Source organism: Janthinobacterium sp. CG_23.3 (assembly GCF_046115965.1).
GTDB lineage: Bacteria > Pseudomonadota > Gammaproteobacteria > Burkholderiales > Burkholderiaceae_D > Janthinobacterium.
This window is the reverse complement of record NZ_JBJXIB010000056.1, coordinates 1-21,123: the sequence shown is the minus strand read 5'-3', so window position 1 is coordinate 21,123 and position 21,123 is coordinate 1. Positions and strand designations below refer to the sequence as shown.

At 66.2% G+C, this 21,123-nt stretch carries 20 protein-coding genes; 13 read left to right on the top strand and 7 right to left on the bottom strand.

Going from position 1 to position 21,123, the window contains the following annotated elements:
- Nucleotides 1–32: 32 nt before the first annotated feature.
- Nucleotides 33–1,088, bottom strand: coding sequence for an ABC transporter ATP-binding protein (locus tag ACFDR9_RS14570; protein ID WP_017878954.1), 1,056 nt, complete (start codon nt 1,086–1,088; stop codon nt 33–35).
- 59 nt (nt 1,089–1,147) lie between these two features.
- On the opposite strand from ACFDR9_RS14570, the gene ACFDR9_RS14565 reads away from it, so the two are divergent.
- Nucleotides 1,148–2,824, top strand: coding sequence for an iron ABC transporter permease (locus ACFDR9_RS14565; RefSeq protein ID WP_017878953.1), 1,677 nt, complete (start codon nt 1,148–1,150; stop codon nt 2,822–2,824).
- Nucleotides 2,825–3,029: 205 nt separating this feature from the next.
- On the opposite strand, the gene ACFDR9_RS14560 is transcribed toward ACFDR9_RS14565, so the two are convergent.
- Nucleotides 3,030–4,043 (bottom strand): Fe(3+) ABC transporter substrate-binding protein, encoded by a 1,014-nt coding sequence (locus ACFDR9_RS14560; protein ID WP_017878952.1) that lies wholly within the window; start codon nt 4,041–4,043, stop codon nt 3,030–3,032.
- A gap of 256 nt (nt 4,044–4,299) precedes the next feature.
- Here ACFDR9_RS14560 and gmk point away from each other — a divergent pair, with 256 nt between their 5' ends.
- The 3 genes from gmk (at nt 4,300) to ACFDR9_RS14545 (ending at nt 7,547) form a co-directional block, all read left to right on the top strand.
- The gene (gene gmk, locus ACFDR9_RS14555; protein WP_017878951.1) at nt 4,300–4,938 is read left to right on the top strand and encodes a guanylate kinase; all 639 of its coding nucleotides are present in this window, start codon (nt 4,300–4,302) and stop codon (nt 4,936–4,938) included.
- 49 nt (nt 4,939–4,987) lie between these two features.
- Entirely contained in the window at nt 4,988–5,191 is a 204-nt protein-coding gene (rpoZ, locus tag ACFDR9_RS14550; protein ID WP_017878950.1) for a DNA-directed RNA polymerase subunit omega, read from the top strand.
- An 82-nt stretch (nt 5,192–5,273) separates the two neighbouring features.
- A complete protein-coding gene (locus ACFDR9_RS14545; RefSeq protein ID WP_026133420.1) occupies nt 5,274–7,547 on the top strand; it encodes a bifunctional (p)ppGpp synthetase/guanosine-3',5'-bis(diphosphate) 3'-pyrophosphohydrolase in 2,274 nt (757 codons plus the stop codon).
- A gap of 99 nt (nt 7,548–7,646) precedes the next feature.
- On the opposite strand, the gene ACFDR9_RS14540 is transcribed toward ACFDR9_RS14545, so the two are convergent.
- A complete protein-coding gene (locus ACFDR9_RS14540; RefSeq protein WP_026133419.1) occupies nt 7,647–8,336 on the bottom strand; it encodes a transposase in 690 nt (229 codons plus the stop codon).
- Nucleotides 8,337–8,448: 112 nt separating this feature from the next.
- Nucleotides 8,449–9,015 carry a transcription elongation factor GreB gene (greB, locus tag ACFDR9_RS14535; RefSeq protein ID WP_409031442.1) on the bottom strand — a complete coding sequence of 189 codons (567 nt, stop codon included), beginning with the start codon at nt 9,013–9,015 and terminating at the stop codon, nt 8,449–8,451.
- A 119-nt stretch (nt 9,016–9,134) separates the two neighbouring features.
- Between greB and ACFDR9_RS14530 the strand changes: the two genes are divergently transcribed.
- The 4 genes from ACFDR9_RS14530 (at nt 9,135) to ACFDR9_RS14515 (ending at nt 13,718) form a co-directional block, all read left to right on the top strand.
- Nucleotides 9,135–9,725, top strand: coding sequence for a hypothetical protein (locus ACFDR9_RS14530; RefSeq protein WP_409031441.1), 591 nt, complete (start codon nt 9,135–9,137; stop codon nt 9,723–9,725).
- 21 nt (nt 9,726–9,746) lie between these two features.
- Complete coding sequence (locus ACFDR9_RS14525) at nt 9,747–11,273, top strand: histidine kinase (protein WP_017878945.1); 1,527 nt, start codon at nt 9,747–9,749, stop codon at nt 11,271–11,273.
- A 37-nt stretch (nt 11,274–11,310) separates the two neighbouring features.
- Nucleotides 11,311–11,958: a response regulator transcription factor gene (locus tag ACFDR9_RS14520; RefSeq protein ID WP_017878944.1), complete on the top strand. Its 648-nt coding sequence runs from the start codon at nt 11,311–11,313 to the stop codon at nt 11,956–11,958.
- A 134-nt stretch (nt 11,959–12,092) separates the two neighbouring features.
- A complete protein-coding gene (locus tag ACFDR9_RS14515; protein WP_409031440.1) occupies nt 12,093–13,718 on the top strand; it encodes a GGDEF domain-containing protein in 1,626 nt (541 codons plus the stop codon).
- Between the two features lie 25 nt (nt 13,719–13,743).
- Here ACFDR9_RS14515 and fliD read toward each other — a convergent pair whose 3' ends face one another.
- The 3 genes from fliD to ACFDR9_RS14500 all read right to left on the bottom strand — a co-directional run bounded on the left by fliD (nt 13,744) and on the right by ACFDR9_RS14500 (nt 16,675).
- Nucleotides 13,744–15,078, bottom strand: a complete 1,335-nt coding sequence (fliD, locus tag ACFDR9_RS14510) for a flagellar filament capping protein FliD (RefSeq protein ID WP_017878942.1) — start codon at nt 15,076–15,078, stop codon at nt 13,744–13,746.
- A gap of 59 nt (nt 15,079–15,137) precedes the next feature.
- A complete protein-coding gene (locus ACFDR9_RS14505; RefSeq protein WP_409031439.1) occupies nt 15,138–15,512 on the bottom strand; it encodes a flagellar protein FlaG in 375 nt (124 codons plus the stop codon).
- Nucleotides 15,513–15,874: 362 nt separating this feature from the next.
- Nucleotides 15,875–16,675, bottom strand: coding sequence for a flagellin (locus tag ACFDR9_RS14500; protein ID WP_017878940.1), 801 nt, complete (start codon nt 16,673–16,675; stop codon nt 15,875–15,877).
- Between the two features lie 434 nt (nt 16,676–17,109).
- Between ACFDR9_RS14500 and fliS the strand changes: the two genes are divergently transcribed.
- Genes fliS through ACFDR9_RS14475 form a run of 5 tightly spaced genes read left to right on the top strand, consistent with a single transcriptional unit; the run spans nt 17,110 to nt 20,261 of the window.
- Nucleotides 17,110–17,559, top strand: coding sequence for a flagellar export chaperone FliS (fliS, locus tag ACFDR9_RS14495; RefSeq protein ID WP_035788971.1), 450 nt, complete (start codon nt 17,110–17,112; stop codon nt 17,557–17,559).
- Between the two features lie 4 nt (nt 17,560–17,563).
- Nucleotides 17,564–17,890 carry a flagellar protein FliT gene (locus tag ACFDR9_RS14490; protein WP_035787919.1) on the top strand — a complete coding sequence of 109 codons (327 nt, stop codon included), beginning with the start codon at nt 17,564–17,566 and terminating at the stop codon, nt 17,888–17,890.
- 17 nt (nt 17,891–17,907) lie between these two features.
- Nucleotides 17,908–19,164, top strand: a complete 1,257-nt coding sequence (locus ACFDR9_RS14485; RefSeq protein WP_017878937.1) for a flagellar hook-length control protein FliK — start codon at nt 17,908–17,910, stop codon at nt 19,162–19,164.
- Nucleotides 19,154–19,486 carry an EscU/YscU/HrcU family type III secretion system export apparatus switch protein gene (locus ACFDR9_RS14480; protein ID WP_409031438.1) on the top strand — a complete coding sequence of 111 codons (333 nt, stop codon included), beginning with the start codon at nt 19,154–19,156 and terminating at the stop codon, nt 19,484–19,486. Before ACFDR9_RS14485 ends, ACFDR9_RS14480 begins: the two co-directional genes overlap by 11 nt.
- A 13-nt stretch (nt 19,487–19,499) precedes the next feature.
- A complete protein-coding gene (locus tag ACFDR9_RS14475) occupies nt 19,500–20,261 on the top strand; it encodes a flagellar brake protein (RefSeq protein WP_017878935.1) in 762 nt (253 codons plus the stop codon).
- Nucleotides 20,262–21,123 lie beyond the last annotated feature (862 nt).

Sequence of the window (21,123 nt, the reverse complement as noted above, 5' to 3'; positions counted from 1 at the left end):
CCGACCGGTTCGGGGCGCCCCCCGCGGATGAATTAACCCGCGAGCTGCTCGAAGGCGACCACGTGGTCGACGCCGAGCACGATGCCGATGCGCTCGCCGATGGCGTGGTTGTGGTGGCTCGGCACCAGCGACAGCAGTTGCGCGCCGCTGGCCAGCTTGAGCGTGTAGAGGAACTCGGCGCCGCGGAAGGCCTTCGCCACCACCTCGGCGCGCAGCGCGCTGGCGTCGTCGTGCACCACGTCGTCGGGCCGCAGCAACACGCAGACCCGGCGCCCGGCCGGCGCCGCGCCCGCGCCCAGGCTGTGCGACGGCAACACCCCCAGTTCGATCTGGATGCGCCCGCCGGCCAGCACCGCGCCCGGCAGGAACACCCCCTGGCCGACGAAATCGGCGACGAAGCGGTTGTCCGGCCGGTGGTACACATTGTAGGGCGTGTCCCACTGCTGGATGCGGCCCTCGTGCATCACGCCGATTTCATCGGCCATCGCAAACGCCTCGTGCTGGTCGTGCGTCACCATGACCGCGGTGGCGCCCTCGGCGCGCAGGATGCCGCGCACCTCCAGCGCCAGGCGCTCGCGCAAATCCACGTCCAGGTTGGAAAACGGTTCGTCGAGCAGCAACAGGCGCGGCCGCGGCGCCAGCGCGCGCGCCAGCGCCACCCGTTGCTGCTGGCCGCCCGACAACTCGTGCGGGAACTGGCCGCCCAGGCCGGCCAGGCCTACCGTGGCCAGCAATTCGGCGACGCGGGCGGCGCGGGCGGCGGCGGCGCCGCCGTGCAGGCCGAAGCCGATGTTGGCGGCCACCGTCAAATGCGGGAACAGCGCATAGTCCTGGAACACCATGCCGATGCGGCGCCGCTCGGCGGCCAGGTGCAACCCGGCGCTGCTGACCAGTGCGCCGTTCAACGCGATGCGGCCGGCGCTGACGGCCTCGAAACCGGCGATGCAGCGCAGCACCGTGGTTTTTCCGCAACCAGACGGCCCCAGCAGACAGGCGATGCTGCCGGCCTGCAACTGGAACGACAGCTTGTCGAGCACCTGCCGGCGCCCGAAGGCGTAGGAAACCTGCTGCAGATCGAGTAAGGGCATGGGGCGGCGGGGAAAATGGCAATCGTCTATTATAATTCCCATTTTCAATGAGGAGTGCCGTGCCGACATCCGCGTCAAGCGTCATCCGCGCCGCGCCGCGCCGCCGCGGCCCGTCCCCGCTGGCCGGCTGCGCGCTGGCCGTCGCCGCGCTGCTGGCCGTGCCCATCCTCAGCGTGCTGGCCAACGTGCTGCGCGGCGGCGCCGGCGACACCTGGCGGCATCTGGCCTCGACGGTACTGGGCGGCTACATCGCCAACACGCTGATCCTGTGCGCCGGCGTCGCGCTGGGCGTCGTCGTGGTCGGCGTCGCCACCGCCTGGCTGGTCAGCATCCACGACTTCCCCGGCCGCGCCGTGTTCGAGTGGGCGCTGGTACTGCCGCTGGCCGTGCCGGCCTATGTCATGGCCTACACCTACACCGACGCCTTGCAGTTCGTCGGCCCGGTGCAGACCTGGCTGCGCGCGGCCGGCGGCTGGGAGGCCGGCGGCTACTGGTTCCCGGACGTGCGCAGCGCCGGCGGCGCGGTGCTGGTGTTCGTCTTCGTGCTCTACCCCTACGTGTATCTGCTGGCGCGCGCCGCCTTCCTCGAGCGCGCCAGCGGCATGCTGGAAGTGGGCCGCTCGCTCGGACTGGGGGCCTGGCAAAGCTTCTGGCGCATTTCGGTGCCGCTGGCGCGCACGGCCATCGCCACCGGCGCCGCGCTGGCGCTGATGGAAACCCTGGCCGACTACGGCGCCGTCTCCTACTTCGGCGTGCCCACCTTCACCACCGGCATCTACCGGGCCTGGTTCGCGCTCGGCGACCGGGTCGCCGCGGCGCAACTGGCGGCGGCCCTGCTCGGCTTCGTCGCGCTGCTGCTGCTGGCCGAGCGCCTCTCGCGCGGGCGCGCCCGCTTCCACAACACCACCGGGCGCAACCGGCCGCAGTCGAACCGGCGCCTGCGCGGCTGGCGCGCGCTGGCCGCCTTCGCCGCCTGCCTGCTGCCGCTGGCGCTGGGTTTCCTGCTGCCGGCGGGGATGTTGCTGGACATGGCGCTGCGCAGCGGCGACGCCGAGTTCGGCGAACGCTTCGTCGAGCTGGCGCGCAACAGCTTCCTGGTGGCGGCGCTGACGGCCGCCATCGCCGTCGCGCTGGCCGTGCTGATCGCCTACGCCGGGCGCGTGTCGCGGCACTGGCCGCTGCGCCTGGCCAGGCGCGCGGTCGGCCTGGGCTACGCGGTGCCCGGCTCGGTGATCGCCGTCGGCGTGCTGATCCCGGTGTCGCAGCTCGACAATTGGCTGTCGACGGCGCTGCTGGCCGTGAGCGGCCACAACCCCGGCTTGCTGCTGACCGGGGGCGTGGGCGCGCTGATCTACGCCTACCTGGTACGCTTCCTGGCGGTGTCGCTGCGCACCGTCGACACCAGCCTGGCGAAAATCACCGGCAACATGGACGACGCCGCGCGCTCGCTCGGACTCGGGCCGATGGCGACGCTGCGGCGCGTGCATCTGCCGCTGCTGGGCGGCGGCATGCTGACGGCGGCGCTGCTGGTGTTTGTCGACGTGATGAAGGAGTTGCCGGCCACCCTGGTGATGCGGCCTTTCAATTTCGATACGCTGGCCACGCAAACCTACACGCTGGCGTCGGACGAGCGGCTGGCCGAGGCGTCGACGGCGGCGCTGGCCATCGTCGCCGTCGGCGTGCTGCCGCTGATCGTGCTGTCGTGGCAGATACGCCGCGGCAGGCAGCCCCGCTAGTTGGCCGGGAACGGTGAAAAAACCATTCGCCGAACGCCGGGGTCGGACCCCGGAGGTCCGCCCCCCCGGGTTGCGCCCTTGCTATTAGCGAAGGCGCCGACGCCCCACAATGTGGTGCGACCGGCCCGGGACAGCGCGCACAGCGCGGCGAGGCTGGCGCCTTGCGCGCATGGGCAACGCGGTACCGGGCCGTTACCGCCCCGTTTTATTGCCAACCGGCGCGGTCGTAGATCTTCTGTACGGCCGCCTGGTGTTTCGCCAGTTTGCCGACGTGCAAGGTGTCGGCCTTGAACGGGCCCAGGGCGTCCAGCGCCGGGTTGCCGACCTTGACGTTTTGCACCACCGGCCATTCGTTGTTGCCGTCGGCGAAATAAACCTGGGCCTGGTCCGAGGCCAGGTATTCCAGGAATTTGACGGCGTTGGCCTTGTTCGGCGCCAACTTGAGCACGCCGGCGCCGGAAATGTTCAGGTGGGTCCCGCTGCCGGCCTGGTTCGGCCACACCACGGTGACCGCCTCCATCACCTTGCGGTCTTCCGCCTTGTCGGAGCGCATCAGGCGCGCCACGTAGTAGGAGTTGGCCAGCGCGACGCCGCACTCGCCGGCCGCGACCGACTTGATCTGGTCGGTATCGCCGCCCTTCGGCGAGCGGGCGAAATTGGCGACCAGCCCCTTGGCCCAGTCGTGGGTCTTTTGCTCGCCGTGGTGCTCCAGCAGCGCCGCGCCCAGCGACAGGTTGTACGGGTGCGAGCCGGAGCGCACGCAGAGCTTGCCCTTGAGCTTGGCGTCGGCCAGGCTTTCATAGCTCTGCACGTCGGCGCCGTTGACCGACTTCTTGTTGTAGACGATGACGCGCGCGCGGGTTGAAAAGGCGTACCAGTCGGGACTGCGCAGGTGCGCGGGAATGCGCGCGTTCAACAGCGGCGAGTCGATTCGCTGGAACAGGTTGAGCTCGTCGGCCTTGGCCAGGCGCGCCGCGTCGACCGTCAGCAACACGTCGGCCGGGCTGTTGGCGCCCTCGTTCTTGATGCGCTCGAGCAGCTCGTTCTCGCCCGCCTCGATGCGGTTGATCTTGATGCCGGTCTGCTTGGTGAAATTGGCGTACAGCGCCTGGTCGGTCTGGTAATGGCGCGCCGAGTACAGGTTCAACTCCTGGGCGCCGGCGGCGCCGGCGGCGGAAAGGCAAACAGCGGCCAGCGTGGCAAGTTTAAACGGCGTCATGGGCGTGCCCTACAAAGGTGGATGGGATGCCGATGCTAACAAAATGCGCGGATACTTGCAAACAAGTCTCATTTGCTTCCGCCGCACGCGTGATACGGGTGCGCTCGGGCGCCGCGTCGCCGGCGTCGGTTTGTGGCCGATCCGGCGGCGCTTTGATTCCGCCCCTCGCCGGACGGCGTTGCTCTTGGTAAAATACGCCTTTGGGCGACGCGTGCGCGCGGCCCGCCCCAGCCAACATCGTCCGAGGAAGATCAGCATGAGCCAATCCACCGCCCTATCCGGCAGCCTGTTCATGGTCGTCGCGCCGTCCGGCGCCGGCAAATCGACGCTGGTCAACGCCTTGCTCCAGCAAGAGCCGACCATCCAGCTGTCGATCTCGACCACCACCCGCGCGCCCCGCCCGGGCGAGGAGCACGGCCGCGAGTATTACTTCACCAGCGCCGAGGATTTCGTCGCGCGCGCCGGCGCCGGCGAGTTCCTCGAATGGGCCGAAGTGCACGGCAACTACTACGGCACCTCGCGCATCCTGGTCGAAAAAGAGATGGCGGCCGGCACCGACATCCTGCTGGAAATCGACTGGCAGGGCGCGCGCCAGGTGCGCAAACAGTTCCCGCGCACCGCCGGCATCTTCATTTTGCCGCCGTCGATCGACGCGCTGGAAGAGCGCTTGAACAAGCGCGGCCAGGACAGCCAGCACGTCATCGCGCGGCGCCTGCTGGCGGCCGGCGGCGAAATCGCCCACGCTCCGGAGTTCGAATATGTTATTATTAATGAAGAGTTTACGGTCGCCTTGTCGGAATTGACGGCGATCGTGAGAGCAACCCGTTGCCGGTTTGCGCAACAAGCGGCGCGCAACGCATCGCTCTTCGCCCAGTTGGGCATCCACGCGGAATAGCATTAGCACCGCAACAGCACCGCCACCAGTCGCATTATTAGGAGTTAAGATGGCCCGTATCACAATTGAAGATTGCCTCAAGAATATCCCGAACCGCTTTCAACTGACGCTGGCCGCGACCTATCGCGCCCGTCAATTGCTGCAAGGCCACACCCCGAAGGTTGACGCGAAAGACAAGCCAACCGTGGTCGCGCTGCGCGAAATCGCGGCCGGCAAGGTTGGCATCGAAATGCTGAAAAAGGTCCCGATGTAATTGGGGACCGGCGTACCCGCACCGTGCTGACTCAGGTTTTCCAGTACCCTTTTCTTCACCCTGCGACGGAACGCACAGCTTTATGACCCCGACTCCAGCCGACACGACTTCAGCGGGACCGTCCGCCCTGGCCCCGCGCCCGGCGGCGAAAGTGCCGGGCGCCAACGCGTCCGGCATTGCCACGTCCGCGCCGTCGGCGCCGCCGGTGCTGCCGGCCGGGGTCGCCTCTATCAGCCACCTGGCCGAAAAGCTCGGCGAATACCTCAGCCCGGCCGAGCTGAAGAAGGTCAAGGAGGCCTACCGCTTCTCCGACGAGATGCACCTGGGCCAGGTGCGCCGCTCGGGCGAACCGTATATTTCCCACCCGATCGCGGTGGCCGAAATCTGCGCCGACTGGAAGCTCGACGCCCAGGCCATCATGGCGGCGCTGCTGCACGACGTGATGGAGGACCAGGACGTCAAGAAGGACGAGCTGGTCGAGCGCTTCGGCGCCCCGGTCGCCAGCCTCGTCGACGGCCTGTCGAAGCTGGAAAAGATCGAGTTCCAGAGCCAGATCGAAGCCCAGGCGGAAAATTTCCGCAAGATGCTGCTGGCCATGGCCAGCGACGTGCGGGTGATCCTGATCAAGCTGGCCGACCGCCTGCACAATATGCGCACCCTCGAGGTGATGGCGCCGGCCAAGAAGCGCCGCATCGCCAGCGAGACGATGGAAGTGTACGTGCCGATCGCCCACCGCCTCGGCCTCAACAACATCTACCGCGAGCTGCAGGACCTGTCGTTCTCGCACCTGTACCCGCTGCGCTACCGCACGCTGGCCAAGGCGGTCAAGGCGGCGCGCGGCAACCGCCGCGAAGTGGTCAAGAAAATCCTCGAATCGGTCAAGAACACGCTGTCGATGGCCGAGATCGAAGCCGAGGTGTACGGCCGCGAAAAGACCCTGTACGGCATCTACAAGAAAATGCGCAGCAAGCGCCTGTCGTTTTCCCAGGTGCTCGACGTGTACGGCTTTCGCGTCGTCGTCGACAGCTTCCCGAACTGCTATGTTGCGCTGGGCACGCTGCACAGCCTGTACAAGCCGATGCCGGGCAAGTTCAAGGACTACATCGCGATCCGCAAGCTCAACGGCTACCAGTCGCTGCACACCACGCTGATCGGCCCGTACGGCACGCCGGTCGAATTCCAGATCCGCACCCAGGAAATGCACCGCACCGCCGAGTCCGGCGTGGCGGCGCACTGGTTGTACAAGAACGGCGACTCGAACCTGTCGGACCTGCAGCAGCGCACCCACGCCTGGCTGCAGTCGCTGCTCGACATCCAGCAGCAGACCGGCGACTCGGCCGAGTTCCTGGAACACGTCAAGGTCGACCTGTTCCCCGACTCGGTCTACGTGTTCACGCCGAAGTCGAAGATCATCGCGCTGCCGCGCGGCGCCACGGCGGTCGACTTTGCCTATTCGATCCACACCGGCATCGGCGACCATACGGTGTCGGTGAAGATCAACAACGAAACGGCGCCGCTGCGCACCGAACTGCGCAACGGCGACATCGTCGAGATCGTCACCGACGCGTCGTCGCGGCCCAGCCCGACCTGGCTGTCGTTCGTGCGCACCGGCAAGGCCCGCTCGGCCATCCGCCACCACCTGCGCACCATCAACCTGCCCGAATCGATCGTGCTGGGGCAACAGTTGCTGGCCCAGGCGCTGCTCAACCTGAGCATCCATCCGGAGCTGCCGGCGCTGCTGGTCGAGCGCCTGCTCAATGAATCGAGCGCCAAATCGCTCGACGAGCTGCACGCCGACATCGGCATCGGCAAGCGCATGGCGGCGCTGGTGGCGCGCCACCTGTTCGGCCTGATGGGCGGCGAATCGGCCAGCGCGCCGATCGACCACAACAGCGCGGCCGAACTCGACCCGGTGACCATTTGCGGCAGCGAGGGCGTGTCGGTGCAACTGGCGCCGTGTTGCCTGCCGATCCCGGGCGACCAGATCATCGGCCAGTTGCGGCGCGACCAGGGCTTGCTGGTGCACACCAGCGACTGCAGCCTGGCCAAGCGCCAGCGCGTCAAGGAGCCGGACCGCTGGATCGCCGTGCGCTGGGGCCTGGAACTGAACCGCCGCTTCGACTGCCGCATCAAGCTGCTGATCAACAACGAAAAAGGCATTTTGGCGCGCGTGGCGGCCGAAATCGGCGAATCCGACGCCAACATCACCTACGTCGGCATGGACGAGGACAAGGAACACGTGCTGCACCAGTTGCGCTTCACGGTGCAAGTCAAGGACCGCGTGCACCTGGCGGGACTGCTGCGCAACGTGCGCCGCGTCAGCGGCGTCAACCGCATCCTGCGCGAACGCAGCTAGCGCCACACCGGGGACAGACCACGATTTCCGGGAAATACTTTCCCGGAAATCGTGGTCTGTCCCCTTACTTTGCTTTCCCGGAAATCGTGGTCTGTCCCCTTACTTTGTTTTTGGCGGCCGCCCTGGCGTATCCGGCACCACCCTTCTGCCCAGCGCCGCGGCGGCCTGTTCGGTGAATGCCAGGTCGCCGAGCGCGAAATTGCCGTTTGTCGCCTTGCGCAAGGCATTGACGCGCTCCGGCGCCAGCGCGTCATCAAACAGTGAACGATAGACCCGCTGCCTTTCGCCGGCATCCTCAGCCATGCCGCTATACAGGGGATGGGGACGCAAAATCGGGTCGGCGCATCCTTCGGCGTTGCCGCGATAGCTGGACCATTGGTACTGGGCCGGTTCCTGCACCATACCCGCGCGCACGGGATTGAGTTCAATATAGCGCTGGCATATCAATAGATACATTTCCTGCTGTATCAGGCAGGAGCGGAAACGCCCTTCCCACAGCGTTCCGCTGCGTCCGTAGCGGCGGTTGACGTACTGCACATATTGCTGACCCAGGGCCTTCATCAGCGCACCAGGCGATCCCGCCTCGTCTACGGAAATCAACAAATGCACGTGATTACTCATCAATACATAGGCATGCACGCGACAACCGTTCGCGTCGGCGTGTTCGGCCAGCCACGCCAGGTAGACGCGGTAATCGGCATCGGCAAAAAAACACGCTTGCCTGTTATTTCCACGTTGAATCAGATGCAAGGGAACGTTAGGCAAAACGAGGCGGGCGCGGCGCGGCATGGCAGTCCTCCAACTTGAACACATTTCCAAGTTAACAGAGGCCCACGTCCCTCACCTGATAACGCGCAACGAGCGCGCCATTAAGACCGGGGACAGACCACGATTTGTGCGCTCAGTCGGGCGCGGGCGCCGGGTAGCGCACCGCCAGCAATTCGAGTTCTTCGGCGCCGTGCGGCGTGGTCAACGTTACCAGGTCGCCCTCGCGCGCCTTGGTGATGGCCCGCGCCACCGGCGAGACCCAGCTGATTTTGCCGTTCAGCGGGTCCAGTTCGTCGATGCCGACAATCGTGATGGTGTGCGTCTCGCCGGCGCCGTTGCGGTAGGTGACGGTGGCGCCGAAGAAGACCTGGTCGCCGCCGTGGTGCACGCTGGGGTCGACGATGGCCGCCAGGTCCATGCGCTTGGTCAGGAAGCGGATGCGCCGGTCGATCTCGCGCAGGCGCCGCTTGCCGTAGATGTAGTCGCCGTTTTCCGAGCGGTCGCCGTTCGACGCCGCCCAATGCACGATCTTCACCACTTCGGGCCGGTCGACGTCGATCAGGCGCAGCAGTTCGTCCTTGATGCGCTGGTAGCCGGCCGGCGTGATGTAATTCTTCGCGCCAAGCGGGATCGCCAGCGCCAGCGCGGCGGCTTCGTCGTCATCGTCGTGGTCCGACTCTTTTACAAATGCTTTGTTCATGCCGACCATTGTAGCGGCACTGGCGCCGCGCGCGCGCACGCGTTTGCGGCAACATGGCGACTTTTTCACGTATCATCCGAGAAACACGCAACGCCGCGTGGCACCTAACCCGAAGACCGATGAAACGATTTTACACATGGCGCCGCTGGCTGTTCGCGCCGCTGGTCTACCTGGCCGCGCTCTGCCTTCTGTTCGAGGAGTGCTTGTGGGACGTCGGCGCGCGCCTGATGCGCTGGGTCGCCCAGTTCCCGCCGCTGCGCGCGCTTGAAAGCGGCATCGCCCGCCTGCCGCCCTACTGGGCGCTGGCGGTGTTCGCGCTGCCGGCGGTGCTGCTGTTCCCGGTCAAGCTGCTAGCGCTGCTGGCGATCGCCCGCGGCCATCCGTTCTCGGGCGTGTGCGTGATCGTCGTCGCCAAGCTGGCCGGCGCGGCCGCCGTGGCGCGCCTGTACGGCCTGACCCGGCCGGCGCTGCTGTCGCTGCCCTGGTTCGCGCGCTGGCACGGCAAGTTCATCGCCGTCAAGAACGACTGGATCGGCCGCCTGCGCGCCACCCGCGCCTGGCGCCGGGTCGACGGCCTGGCCGCCCTGCTGGGCGCGGCGCGGCGCAACTGGTGGGCCGCCCGCCGCGCCCGCGCCGGCCGCCTGAGCGCCCGGCCGGCGCGCGTGCTGCGCCGCTTCGCCGCCTTCTGGCGCGCCCGCCGCCGTCCTTAACCGTCGACTTCCCCCCTTCCCATGAGCAAACCGAAGCGCCCCAGCGCCGCCGCCCCGCACGACACGCCCTGCCTGGCCGCCGTGATGCAGGGCTCGCCGTCCGAGATTTACCTGATCGACGCGGCCACGCTGCAGTTCGTCGACGTCAACGCCGCCGCCCGCGCCAACTTGCAATACGACGCGGCCGCGCTGGCGGCGATGACGCCGTTCACGCTGGCGCCGCAATTGACGCGGGTCCAGTTCGGCGCGCTGCTGGCCGGCCTCGGCCACGCCATCGGCGCCCAGGTCAACCTGCACACCGAGCACCGCCGCCGCGACGGCACGCTGTATCCGCTGACACTGCGCCTGCTGCGCGCCGACCGCGACGGCCAGGCCCTGTTGATCGCCATCGGCGAGGACATGAGCGCGCCGCGGGCCAGCGCCGCCGCGCTCGAACAGGTGCAGTCGCATTTCAACGCCATCGTCTCGAACACGCCCGGCCTGGTCTACCAGTTCCGCCTGGGCGCCGACGGCGCCGTCGCCTTCCCCTACCTCAGCGACGGCTGCCAGGCGCTGCTGGGCCTGACCGCGGCCGAGCTGCAGCGGCGCCCCGAGTTGTTCCTCGAACTGATCCTGGTCGACGACCGCAAGTCCTACCTCGATTCGATGCAAGCGTCGCGCGCCTCGCTGTGGAGCTGGAACTGGGAGGGCCGCATCTGGGTCGACGCCTGGAAGGACGTGAAATGGATCAACCTGCGCTCGAGTCCGCGCGCCGGCGCCGACGCCGTGCAGTGGGAGGGCATCATGACCAACATCACCGAGAGCCGCCTGGAACAGCTCGAGGTGCAGCGCTCGCGCGCCCGCCTGGCCGAGCTGAGCGCCCACGCCGACCGCGTCAAGGAGCAGGAGCGCACGCGCATCGCGCGCGAGATCCACGACGACCTGGGCGGCAACCTGACGGCCATCAAGATGGCGCTGGCGATGCTGGCCAAGCGCCTGCCCGGCGACCCCGACCTGGCGGCCAAGGCGGCCTACCTCGACCAGCTGGTCGACCGCAGCATCGACGCGGTGCACCGCATATCGCTCGACCTGCGCCCGTCGATGCTGGACCTGGGCATCGTCGCCGCGCTCGAATGGCAAAGCAAGGAGTTCGAAACCCAGGCCGGGCTGCCCTGCCATTTCGCCTCGAACCAGAAGGAGATCGAACTCGACCTCGACCAGGCCACCGCCTTGTTCCGCATCTTCCAGGAGGCGCTGACCAACATCGCCAAGCACGCCAACGCCAGCCGCGTGACGGTGCGCCTGGCGCGGCTGCGCCACCACATCAGCCTGAAAATTACCGACAATGGCGGCGGCATCTGGCAGGCCGACCGCGCCAAGCCGAAATCGTTCGGCATCCGCGGCATGGCCGAACGCGCCAACGCGCTGGGCGGCACGCTGACGCTGAGCCACGCGGCCGGCGGCGGCACCGTCGTCGCCATCAAAATCAAGCTGGCCACGCCAAGGGCGACGATAATAGCGGCTGCCGCCGCCGCGCCGGCCAGCGGCAACAGCGCGCCGCCGGTTTAACCGTAATAGTATCAATACGAACAAGAATGACGACCCCATGACAGAAACGCCCACCATCAAGGTCTTCATCGCCGACGACCACGCGATCGTGCGCGAAGGCTTGAAGCAAATCCTCGCCGAGACCGGCGACATCGTCGTCGCCGGCGAGGCCGAAAACGGCCTCGACGCCGTCAAGCTGTTCCGCGCCGCCGACTGCCAGGTGGTGCTGCTCGACATCTCGCTGCCCGACCGCAGCGGCATCGACGTGCTCAAGCAGATCAAGAAGGAGCGCCCGGAAATGGCCGTGCTGATGCTGTCGATGCACCGCGAGGACCAGTACGCGATCCGCTCGCTGAAGGCCGGCGCGGCCGGCTACCTGACCAAGCAGAGCGCGCCGCGCGAGCTGGTCACGGCGATCCGCCAGGTCGCCGGCGGCTTGAAGTACATCAGCGCCGCGCTGGCGCAGGAACTGGCCAACAGCGTCGGCGAGGACCACGCCACGCCGCTGCACGACACGTTGTCGGACCGCGAATACCAGACGCTGACGATGATCGCCTCGGGCAAGACGGTGGGCGCGATCGCCCAGGAACTGTCGCTGTCGGTGAAGACCGTCAGCGAATACCGCGCCCGCCTGCTGCTGAAGATGAAGCTGAAAAACAGCGCCGAGCTGACCCATTACGCGATCAAGAACCAATTGGTCGAGTAGGCGCGCCGGCGGGCGGCGGGCAAACTGATGCCGCAAAGTAAGATGCCTTCCAGCCGCTAATTCTGCCATTGGCGCGCCGCCGCTTGGCATATCATAGAGGCAGTCAGCAATCCCATATAGAGGCCGTGCGCACCATGTCGAGCAAACCCCTTCCCCCTTCCGCCGCCCTCGCCGGCGCCACCGCGGCGGCGGCGCAAAATCCGGCCGACATCGCGCGCGAGGCGTTCCGCCGCCTGGCCACGCGGCGCATCGCGCCGACGCCGCAAGCCTACCGCGAAATCTACAACGAAATCGCCGGCGTCAGCGACGAGCCCGAACCGGCCGCCGTGGTGGCGGCCAGCGCCCCGATGGCGGCCGACGACGGCGCCGCCGGCGTGCTGAACGGTTTCGCCGTCAAGCTCGGCGAGAACGTCGGCGAACTGGCCGAGTTCGGCCGCCGCTTCAACCGCGCCGTCAAGGCGCGCGACTGGGACGGCTACGCCAAGGCGCTGGCGCAACTCGCCGACCGGCACCTGCGCAAGGGCGTCGGCATCGAAACGGCCGCCGCGCCCGAGGGCGAGCAAAGCCGCCAGCTGCGCGAGCTGCTCAGCCGCACCTTGAGCTTCGCCGTCGCCTCGCTGCTGAGCGGCGCGCCGGCGCTGGTGCAGGAATCCGAATCGCTGGGCAACGCCATCAAGCAAGCCCACACCGACGAGGCACTCAACGAAATCGCCGTGCGCCTGAAGCAGTTGTGCTACCAGATCGAGCTGAAAAGCGGCGACACGGCGGAACAGCAGGAATTGCTGCTGCGCCTGTTCAAACTGCTGCTGGAAAACGTCAGCGAGCTGCTCGACGACGACAGCTGGCTGCGCGGCCAGATCGACGCGGTGCAAAACTTGATCTCCGGCCCGCTCGACCAGCGCGCGCTGGAAGACGCCACGCGCAGCCTGAAGGAAGTGATCTACAAGCAGAGCCAGCTCAAGCACAGCTTGGCGGACGTCAAGTTGACGGTGAAGAACATGATGATGACCTTCATCGACCGCCTCAGCCAGGTCGCCGCCAGCACCGGAGACTTCCACGAAAAGATCGGCGGCTATTCGGACAAGATCAGCAAGGGCGACAACATCGTCGAACTCAACCACATCCTCGACGAGGTGCTGCGCGAAACCCGCGTGGTGCAGACCGAGGCGCTGCGCGCGCGCGACAAGATGGTGCTGGCGCGCCAAGAGGTGCAGGACGCCGAGATGCGCATCCACACGCTGGAGGCGAAGTTGCAGCACATGAGCGAACTGGTGCGGGAAGACCAGTTGACGGGCAGCCTGAACCGGCGCGGCCTGGACGACGTGTTCGAGCGCGAAACGGCGCGCTCGGACCGCCGCGGCACGCCGCTGTGCGTCGCCATGCTCGACCTGGACGATTTCAAGCGCCTCAACGACACCTACGGCCACCTGGCCGGCGACGCCGCCCTGAAGCACCTGGTGAAGATCGTCAAGGACACGCTGCGTTCGATGGATGTGATCGCCCGCTTCGGCGGCGAGGAATTCCTGATCCTGCTGCCGGAAACCACGGTCGAAGCCGCGGCCTCGACCATGACGCGGCTGCAACGCGAACTGACCAAGCATTTCTTCCTGCACGAGAACGAAAAGGTGTTGATCACGTTTTCGGCCGGGGTCGCGCTGCGCCGCCCCAACGAGGACCAGTCCGAGCTGGTCAAACGCGCCGACCGCGCCATGTACCAGGCCAAGCAGACCGGCAAGAACCGCGTCGTCACCGCCGACTGAGGCGGCGGCCCCGGTTGGGTCGCGCCTAGTAGTTATTGGCGATCGCCGCCAGTTGCTGCGTCAGGAAGTCGCGCGTACCGTTCAGGCTGCTCATGGTCGAGTCGAGCGTCGAAAACTGCTTGCGGTAGCGTTTTTCCACCGCCGCCAAATGGTCCTGCATGTCGAGCTGGTCGTCGGTGATGCCTTTGATCGTTTCCTTCAACCCCTCCTGGCGCGTCTTGATCACCCCGCTGCTCGACAGCATCTCCGTGGCCAGAGCGTTCAGTCTGGTGCCATAGCCGCTGGTCGAGGTGAACAACTGCACCATGTCGGTGACGTTTCCGCTCAAGGCCGTGGTCAATTTCTTGTCGTCCACCGTCAGTTTGCCGTCGCGCTGAAAGGAGACGCCGATGTCCGACAGGCGCGTCAGCGTGCCGCCGCTGCTGGCCGTTCCCATCTCCTTGCGCAAGGCCACCATGATCGAATTGGCGCCGGCGTCGCCCACCAGCACCGCGCCCTTCTTGGCGGCGGCGTCGAAGGCGGTCAGTTTGGTGACGCTGGCGCTGAGCGCGTTGTAGGCCTCGACGAAACCGGTGACCGCCGTTTTCATCGCCGCCGGGTCGCGCGCCACGGCCACCTTGACGGTGCTGCCGATATTCGTCGCGACCAGGTTCAGCGTCAGCCCGGTGACGGCGTCGGTGATCGTGTTCGACGGCTTGGTGACGAGGATATTGTCGATCTTCAGCGTGGCGTCCAGCGGCACCTGCTGCACCGTCATGTTCGGGTCGCTCGTGGCGAACTGCGACAGGCCGCCGTCGGTGGTGATGGTGATGGCGTTGGCCGCGCCGCTGTCGGTGGCGGTGACGACCAGGCGGTTGGTGCTGCCGTCGTTGACGATGGTCGCGCTGACGCCGGCGCCGGCCGCGTTGATCGCGTTGCTCAAGCCCTGCAGCGAATAGTCGGCGGTCGGGATGACGACGGCCGGCTTGGAGCCGATCTGGATCGACATCGTGCCCGAGCCCAGCGCCGCGGTGGTGCTGGCCAGGCCGTTGGCGGCCGACAGCTTGTGGCGCTGCGCCAACTGGGTGACCTCGATCGAATAGGTGCCGGCGACTGCGGTGCTGCCGGCGCTGGCGGTGAGGACGGTGGAGTTGCTGCTGGTGGCCGTTTGCGCGTTCAGGGCGCCGGTGCTGAGCGCCTTGAGCGCGCTCTGGAAGGTCGACAGCGCCGACTGGATCGTGCCGTAGGCCGACAGCTTGGCGTTGAACGTGGTTTCCTTGGCTTTCAGCAGGTTCAGCGGCGCGTTCTCGGACGCCATCAACTGGGAGACGATGTTGTTGACGTCGAGGTTGGAACCAACCCCGGTAACGGAAATACCCATTTCATTCTCCTGTGAGGCGGGCCGGCCGGCAAAGCGGCCGCGGCGGCGTACCCGCGCGCTTACGCCTTGTCGCGGATTAACAAACCCTGCAATTTATTCAGCGAGCGCGAAATCGACAGCGCCTCGGCGTTGGGAATCTGGCGCAATACTTCCTGCGTCTGCGTGTCGATCACCTTGACCACGGTCTTGCCGCTGTCCTGGTCGATCGAAAACTGCACGTTCTGCGCCGTCTGGCCGGTGAACTCGTTGAGCGACTTGACGGCGTCCTCCATCTCGCGGCCGGACGGTTGCGTATCCCTCCTGGCCGGCGCGGGCGCGGGCGCGGGCGCGGCCCGCTCAAGCGGCGGCGCGGGCGCGGCGCTGCCGGCCTGGGGCGGCGGGGGGGGCGGTGCCGCGGCCGGGGCGGCGGCGTTACCATTAATTGATGACAGCATGACGGATACTCCTTAGTCGGACGCGGGGGGGGGGGGGGGGGGGGGGGGAGGGGGGGGGGGGGGGGGGAAGGCGAGGAGCATACTGTGGGGGGGGGGGGGAGGAGGGGTGGTTGGGGGTGTGGGGTGTGGCGGTTGGGAGGGGTGGGGGAGGGGGGGGATCTGGTTTTTTGGGAGGCGCGGGGCGGGGGGCCCCCCCCCCCCCCCCCCCGCGGACCTAATGCAGTGTTATGCACACTTGTGTGGGTATAAAAAGATGTCTTCGCGCGCCGGGCTTTTTTGATCCAACGCGCGAATCCAACATTTTCATCCGCTCCCTCAAGAATACAACACTGCCTTCGCTTACGAAAGCGCCATTTGGGCGATTAGCCGCGCAGCAGGGCCATGACGCCGTTCGGCACCGTGTTGGCCTGGGCCAGCATCGCCGTGCCGGCCTGTTGCAGGATCTGGGCGCGGGTCAGTTTGCCCGTTTCCGCCGCGAAGTCGGTGTCCATGATGCGGCTTTTCGCCGACGACTGGTTCTCGACCGAGCTTTGCAGGTTGCTGATCGCGTAACCCATGCGGTTTTGCACCGTACCCAGGTTGGCGCGCTCGGTGTTGACCGCTGCCAAGGTAATGTCGATCTGGCCCAGCGCGGCCAGCGCCGAGGCCGCGTCCGTGATGGGGGCGATGACGACATCGACAACTTCGTTCGAGGTGATGGTGATCTTCTGGCCCGAATCGGCGCCGACCTGGATGTCGGTGGTGTCCCCGAGGAGCACGGCGGTGCCGTTGAACTTGGTGTCGGATTTGATACGCGCCACCTCGGTGTTCAGCGCCTGCATCTCCGTGTTGATATTGGCCCACTCGGCCGTGCCGTTGGTTTCATTCGCACCCTGCACCGCCAGTTCACGCATACGCTGCAACGCGTCGGTGGTGTTTTGCAGCGCGCCGTCGGCGGTCTGGACCCGCGAAATGCCGTCGTTGGCGTTGCGGATGGCCTGGTTCATGCCGCGGATCTGCGAATCCATCTTGGAAGCAATCGACAGGCCGGCGGCATCATCCTTGGCGCTGTTGACGCGCATACCGGAAGACAGGCGCTGCAGCGACGAGTTCAAGTCATTGCCCGACGATTTCAGATTGCGTTGGGCGTTCAGCGACGCCATGTTGGTGTTGATGATGCTCATGGTATTTCTCCGGTTGGCTTGTGGATGATACGGTAAGGGCGGCGACTTCGTGAATCAGTTCGCTTGTTCACCGCAGTTAATTCATTAACGGAACACCCCGCGAAAACTGAAGGCTTTTTAAAAAATAAAATGGTACAAGGCAATAGTTACCGATGCCGTGGGAACGCCGCTACGCCCCGCGATGCATGACGCCATATATATGCCGGGTGCGCCAGGCACCCGGCCGGGGGCGGCGCGGCTCCAGCCCCCCCCCTCCGGGCGGCGGCCCGCGGCGGATGCGCGAAACTGAAGCCTAATCGCCCCTCTCAAGTCTTAATTGATTCTGCCGATAATGACTTATATTGGGGGCCTGGCGAGCAACAAGCGTGCGCAAGCGGTCCCCGGCGCCCGATCGCGGAATCATTGATTATTTAGGCAACAACCAGGAGAAGATGATGTTTGGAACCATGCAACGCGGCGTCGACGCGTACGCCAAAGTGGGACTGGAGACGGGAGTCGTTGCCGCCACGCCGCACAAGCTGGTAGTCATGCTGTTCGACGGCGCGCTGGTGGCGGTGGTCAGCGCCCAGATGCACATGAAGGCCGGTAACATCGCCGAAAAGGGCGCCGCCATTTCCAAGGCCATGCTGATCATCGGCAGCGGCCTGCGCGCCAGCCTGGACAAGAAGGCCGGCGGCGACATCGCCGAAAGCCTGGACGCGTTGTACGACTACATGGGCAAGCTGCTGCTGGAGGCGAATCTGCAAAACCGCAGCGACAAGCTGGAGGAAGTGCAATTGTTGCTGAGCGATTTGCGCGACGCCTGGAACGCCATCGGCAACGCGCCCGCCGTGCAACCGGCCGCGCTGGCGCCCGCCAACGCGTCCATCCTTGCGAGCGCCTGAGCCAATGACCAGCCAAGAAGTGTTAGCAATATATGAATCGATGGTCGATCTGACCGAGCAAATGGTACGGGCCGCCAGCGACGCCGACTGGGACTTGCTGGGCGAGCTGGAGCAGCGCTGCGCGGCCCAGGTGCGATTGCTCAAGGACGGCGAGGAGCCGCCGGCGCTGAAGGGCCAGAGCCGGCAGACGAAAGTCGACTGCATCAAAAAAATGCTCGACGACGACCGCAAGATCCGCGACCTGACCATGCCGTGGATGGCCCAGTTGTCGGCGCTGATCCACAGCACCGGCACCGAGCGGCGCCTGGCCAACGTCTACGGCGCCACCTAAACCGGGGGGGGAGCAACATGCAGCGGCTCGACGCCAGCGGCATCGCCGCGCCAACGGCCGTGCGGGCCGCGCTCGCCGTCGAATCGATCGGCGAGCCGCGCCAGTTGGCCCTGCAGCGTTCGCTGCAAGCGCTGCTGGGCCAGTCGATGCAGGGCGCCGTGCTGGCGCGCCTGGGCGACGGCAGCTCGCTGGTCAACGTCGCCGGCGGCCCGGTGCGCATGACGCTGCCGCCGGGCTTTCCGGTCGGCGCCGAGGTGCCGCTGACGCTGGTGGCGCTCGATCCACGGCCGACCTTCCAGATCGGCCGCGGCCGCGACGCCAGCAGCAACGTCACCCTGACCTACGCCGACCCCGGACCGGAAGCGCCCGACGCCGACGCCACCTTGCCGCACGGGCAGAGCGGCGCCGCCCAGCAGGGCGCCGCCCAGCAGGGCGCCGCGGCGCAAACGCCCCAGGCAACAACGACCGCGGCCCAAGCCCAGGCCGCCCAGCAGGCGCGTCCGGCCAGCCTGGCCGCGGTGCTGCTCAGCAAAGCCCCGCTGACGCCGTCGAACCAGTTGCCGGGCTTCGATCCGAGCGCGCCGGCGCCGGCGCTCAGCGGCGCCGCGCGCGCCATCAGCGGCATCTTGCAACGGGCCGAAAGCCGGCCCGGCGCGCCGCTCGGCATCGTCGGCGGCAGCCCGCTGATGGCGGCGCCGGACGCGCCGCCGGCCGCGCTGGCGCACAGCCTGCGCAACGCGCTCGGCTCCAGCGGCCTGTTCTATGAATCCCACGTGGCCGAATGGGCGGCCGGCAAACGCCCGCTGCAAGACTTGCTGCGCGAGCCGCAAATGGCGCAGCTGTCGCAGGCGGCCCAGGCCGAGCGCGCGGCCGGCGGCACCGACCTGGCCGCTGCCCAGCTCATCAATTTGCAATTGCACACCCACGAACAGGCGCGCGTGTTATGGCAGGGCGAAGCCTGGCCGGGCCAGCCCATGGAGTGGGAAGTACACAAGGACGCGCCCGACGACGGCCGCGGCGAGCGCGACGGCGACGAAGCGGCCCGCACCTGGCGCAGCGGCGTGCGTTTCCGCTTTCCGCTGCTGGGCGACGTCAACGCCTCGGTGGTGCTGGTCGGCGACCAGGTGCATATCCAGGTCAGCACCGGCTCGGCCGGCAGCGCCGCCGCGCTGCGCCTGCACGCGGACGCGCTGGAAACATCGATGGCGGCGGCCGGCTCGCCGCTCAGTTCGCTCACCATCGGCGCCGACGACGGAGCCGGCCATGCCCAATGAGGCGCCGCGGCGCGGCCTGCAGACGGCCGTCGCGCTGGCCTACCAGCGCGACGCCGGCGCGCCCACCGTCGTCGCCAAGGGCAGCGGCCTGGTCGCCGCCAACATCATCGCCAGCGCGCAGGAGCACGGCGTGTTCGTGCACGAATCGAAGGAGCTGGTGGCGCTGCTGATGGAAATCGACCTGGACCGGCAAATTCCGCCGGCGCTGTACCGGGCGATTGCGGAACTGCTGGCCTGGTTATATCATGTGGAAAGCGCACAAAGCAGCGGCGCCGCGCCGCCGCCCGCGCCGGACACCGCCGCCCTACTCACCGAGCCATAGGCAGAACCACTCAATGCAAGCACACCACATCGATTCCGGCCTCGAAAACTGGCATGACTTTGAAGTCGAATCGCGCAAGGAAATCGTTGCGTTGCTGCGAGGCATAGCGGAAAAGAAACAACTAATCCGCATGTTGATCCACGGCGAGTCGGACGTTTGCGTCACCTCGATCCTCGAAGTCGACGCGGAACAAAACACGGTGATCCTGGACCGCTCCATCAACCAGGAGCAAAACCGCCGCATCGTCGTCGCCAACGGCATCTCGTTCGAGACCACGCTCGACAAGATCCGCATCCTGTTCTCCAGCGAGCAGGTGCAGGAATGCACGTTCGAAAACGGCGCGGCGCTGAAAATCGCGCTGCCTTTGACCCTGATCCGCCTGCAGCGGCGCGAGTACTACCGCATGGGCACGCCGGTCAGCAACCCGGTGCGCGTCATCATCCCGCTGCCGGCGGAACTGGGCGGCGCGGCCACGCCGTTCCCGCTGGCCGACATCAGTTGCGGCGGCATCGCCATCATGGACAACAAATTAATGCTGGGCGACACCATCGGCAAGGAATACCCGGGTTGCCGCATCGAGCTGCCGGACGTCGGCACCGTCACCACCACGCTGCAAATCCGCAACTCGCTGGACATGACGCTGCTGAATAACAAGCTCAACCGGCGGCTCGGCTGCCAGTTCGTCGACATCCCGCGGCCGATGCTAGCCCACGTGCAGCGCTACATCACCCGCCTCGAACGCGAGCGCAACGCCCGCATCGCCGGCCTGGGCTAGCGGCCGGGAAACAAGCTTGGGGCCGGTTCAGGCCAGCCCCAAGGTCGCGCGACGTCAACGCCAAATTCGATTTGCTCGATACTTGCACCGTCGGGCACTGTCGGAAGGAAATACTCCGGAGGCTCGGCGTCTCCCTGCGGCGATCCGTGCGGCAAGTTTGCATCATCATTTCTTTTGTAAAACAGCAATACCTACCACTACGCACAGCAAAAAACCCGCACCAAGGTGCGCTTGCAGTAGCGTACACCCCCTCCAGGTTTGCCGCGCACGCCGGTCGAACCCCGCTCCAGTCTCCAACTCGACAACGTTGAAACCAGGTCTGATTTACCGCGCCCCGCTATAGGCCAGGAACGCGAAGCCAAGCTGAACCAGCTCGCGATGTGGCTGTTCTGCATGTCCGGAATCTGGCCATGGCGGTCAGTGCCGAGGTTGCGCGGCTCGCGCACTTGCCCCCTTGCATAGCAACGCCACTCACCCCACCGAACAAACTCTTAACACCCTTTCATTTAATTTAAAAGAATTATTAAAGACGGCATTACGTTCCTATTCAAACAATTGCCTAATTAATTCGATGGTAACATTTCATCCATGGCAAATCTGATAGTTGGAAGATCCCGAAAAACACATCCGCCCCATCGTTTAACTCACATTCATCCTTCTCCATTTCATGGAATTAAATACATTCAATAAAAAAATGCAATAACGATCTGTCGCTCGCACATTCTGCGGTGAAATACATATACTTATAGGAAAATAATGAAAATCTTTAGTGACTGTTCAGCCGCTATGCGGCAAGCGGGATAGGATTACCGTTGAAGGCCCGGAGCAGAACCTCAAGCATGCCATGGCCTTGCTTGCGTAG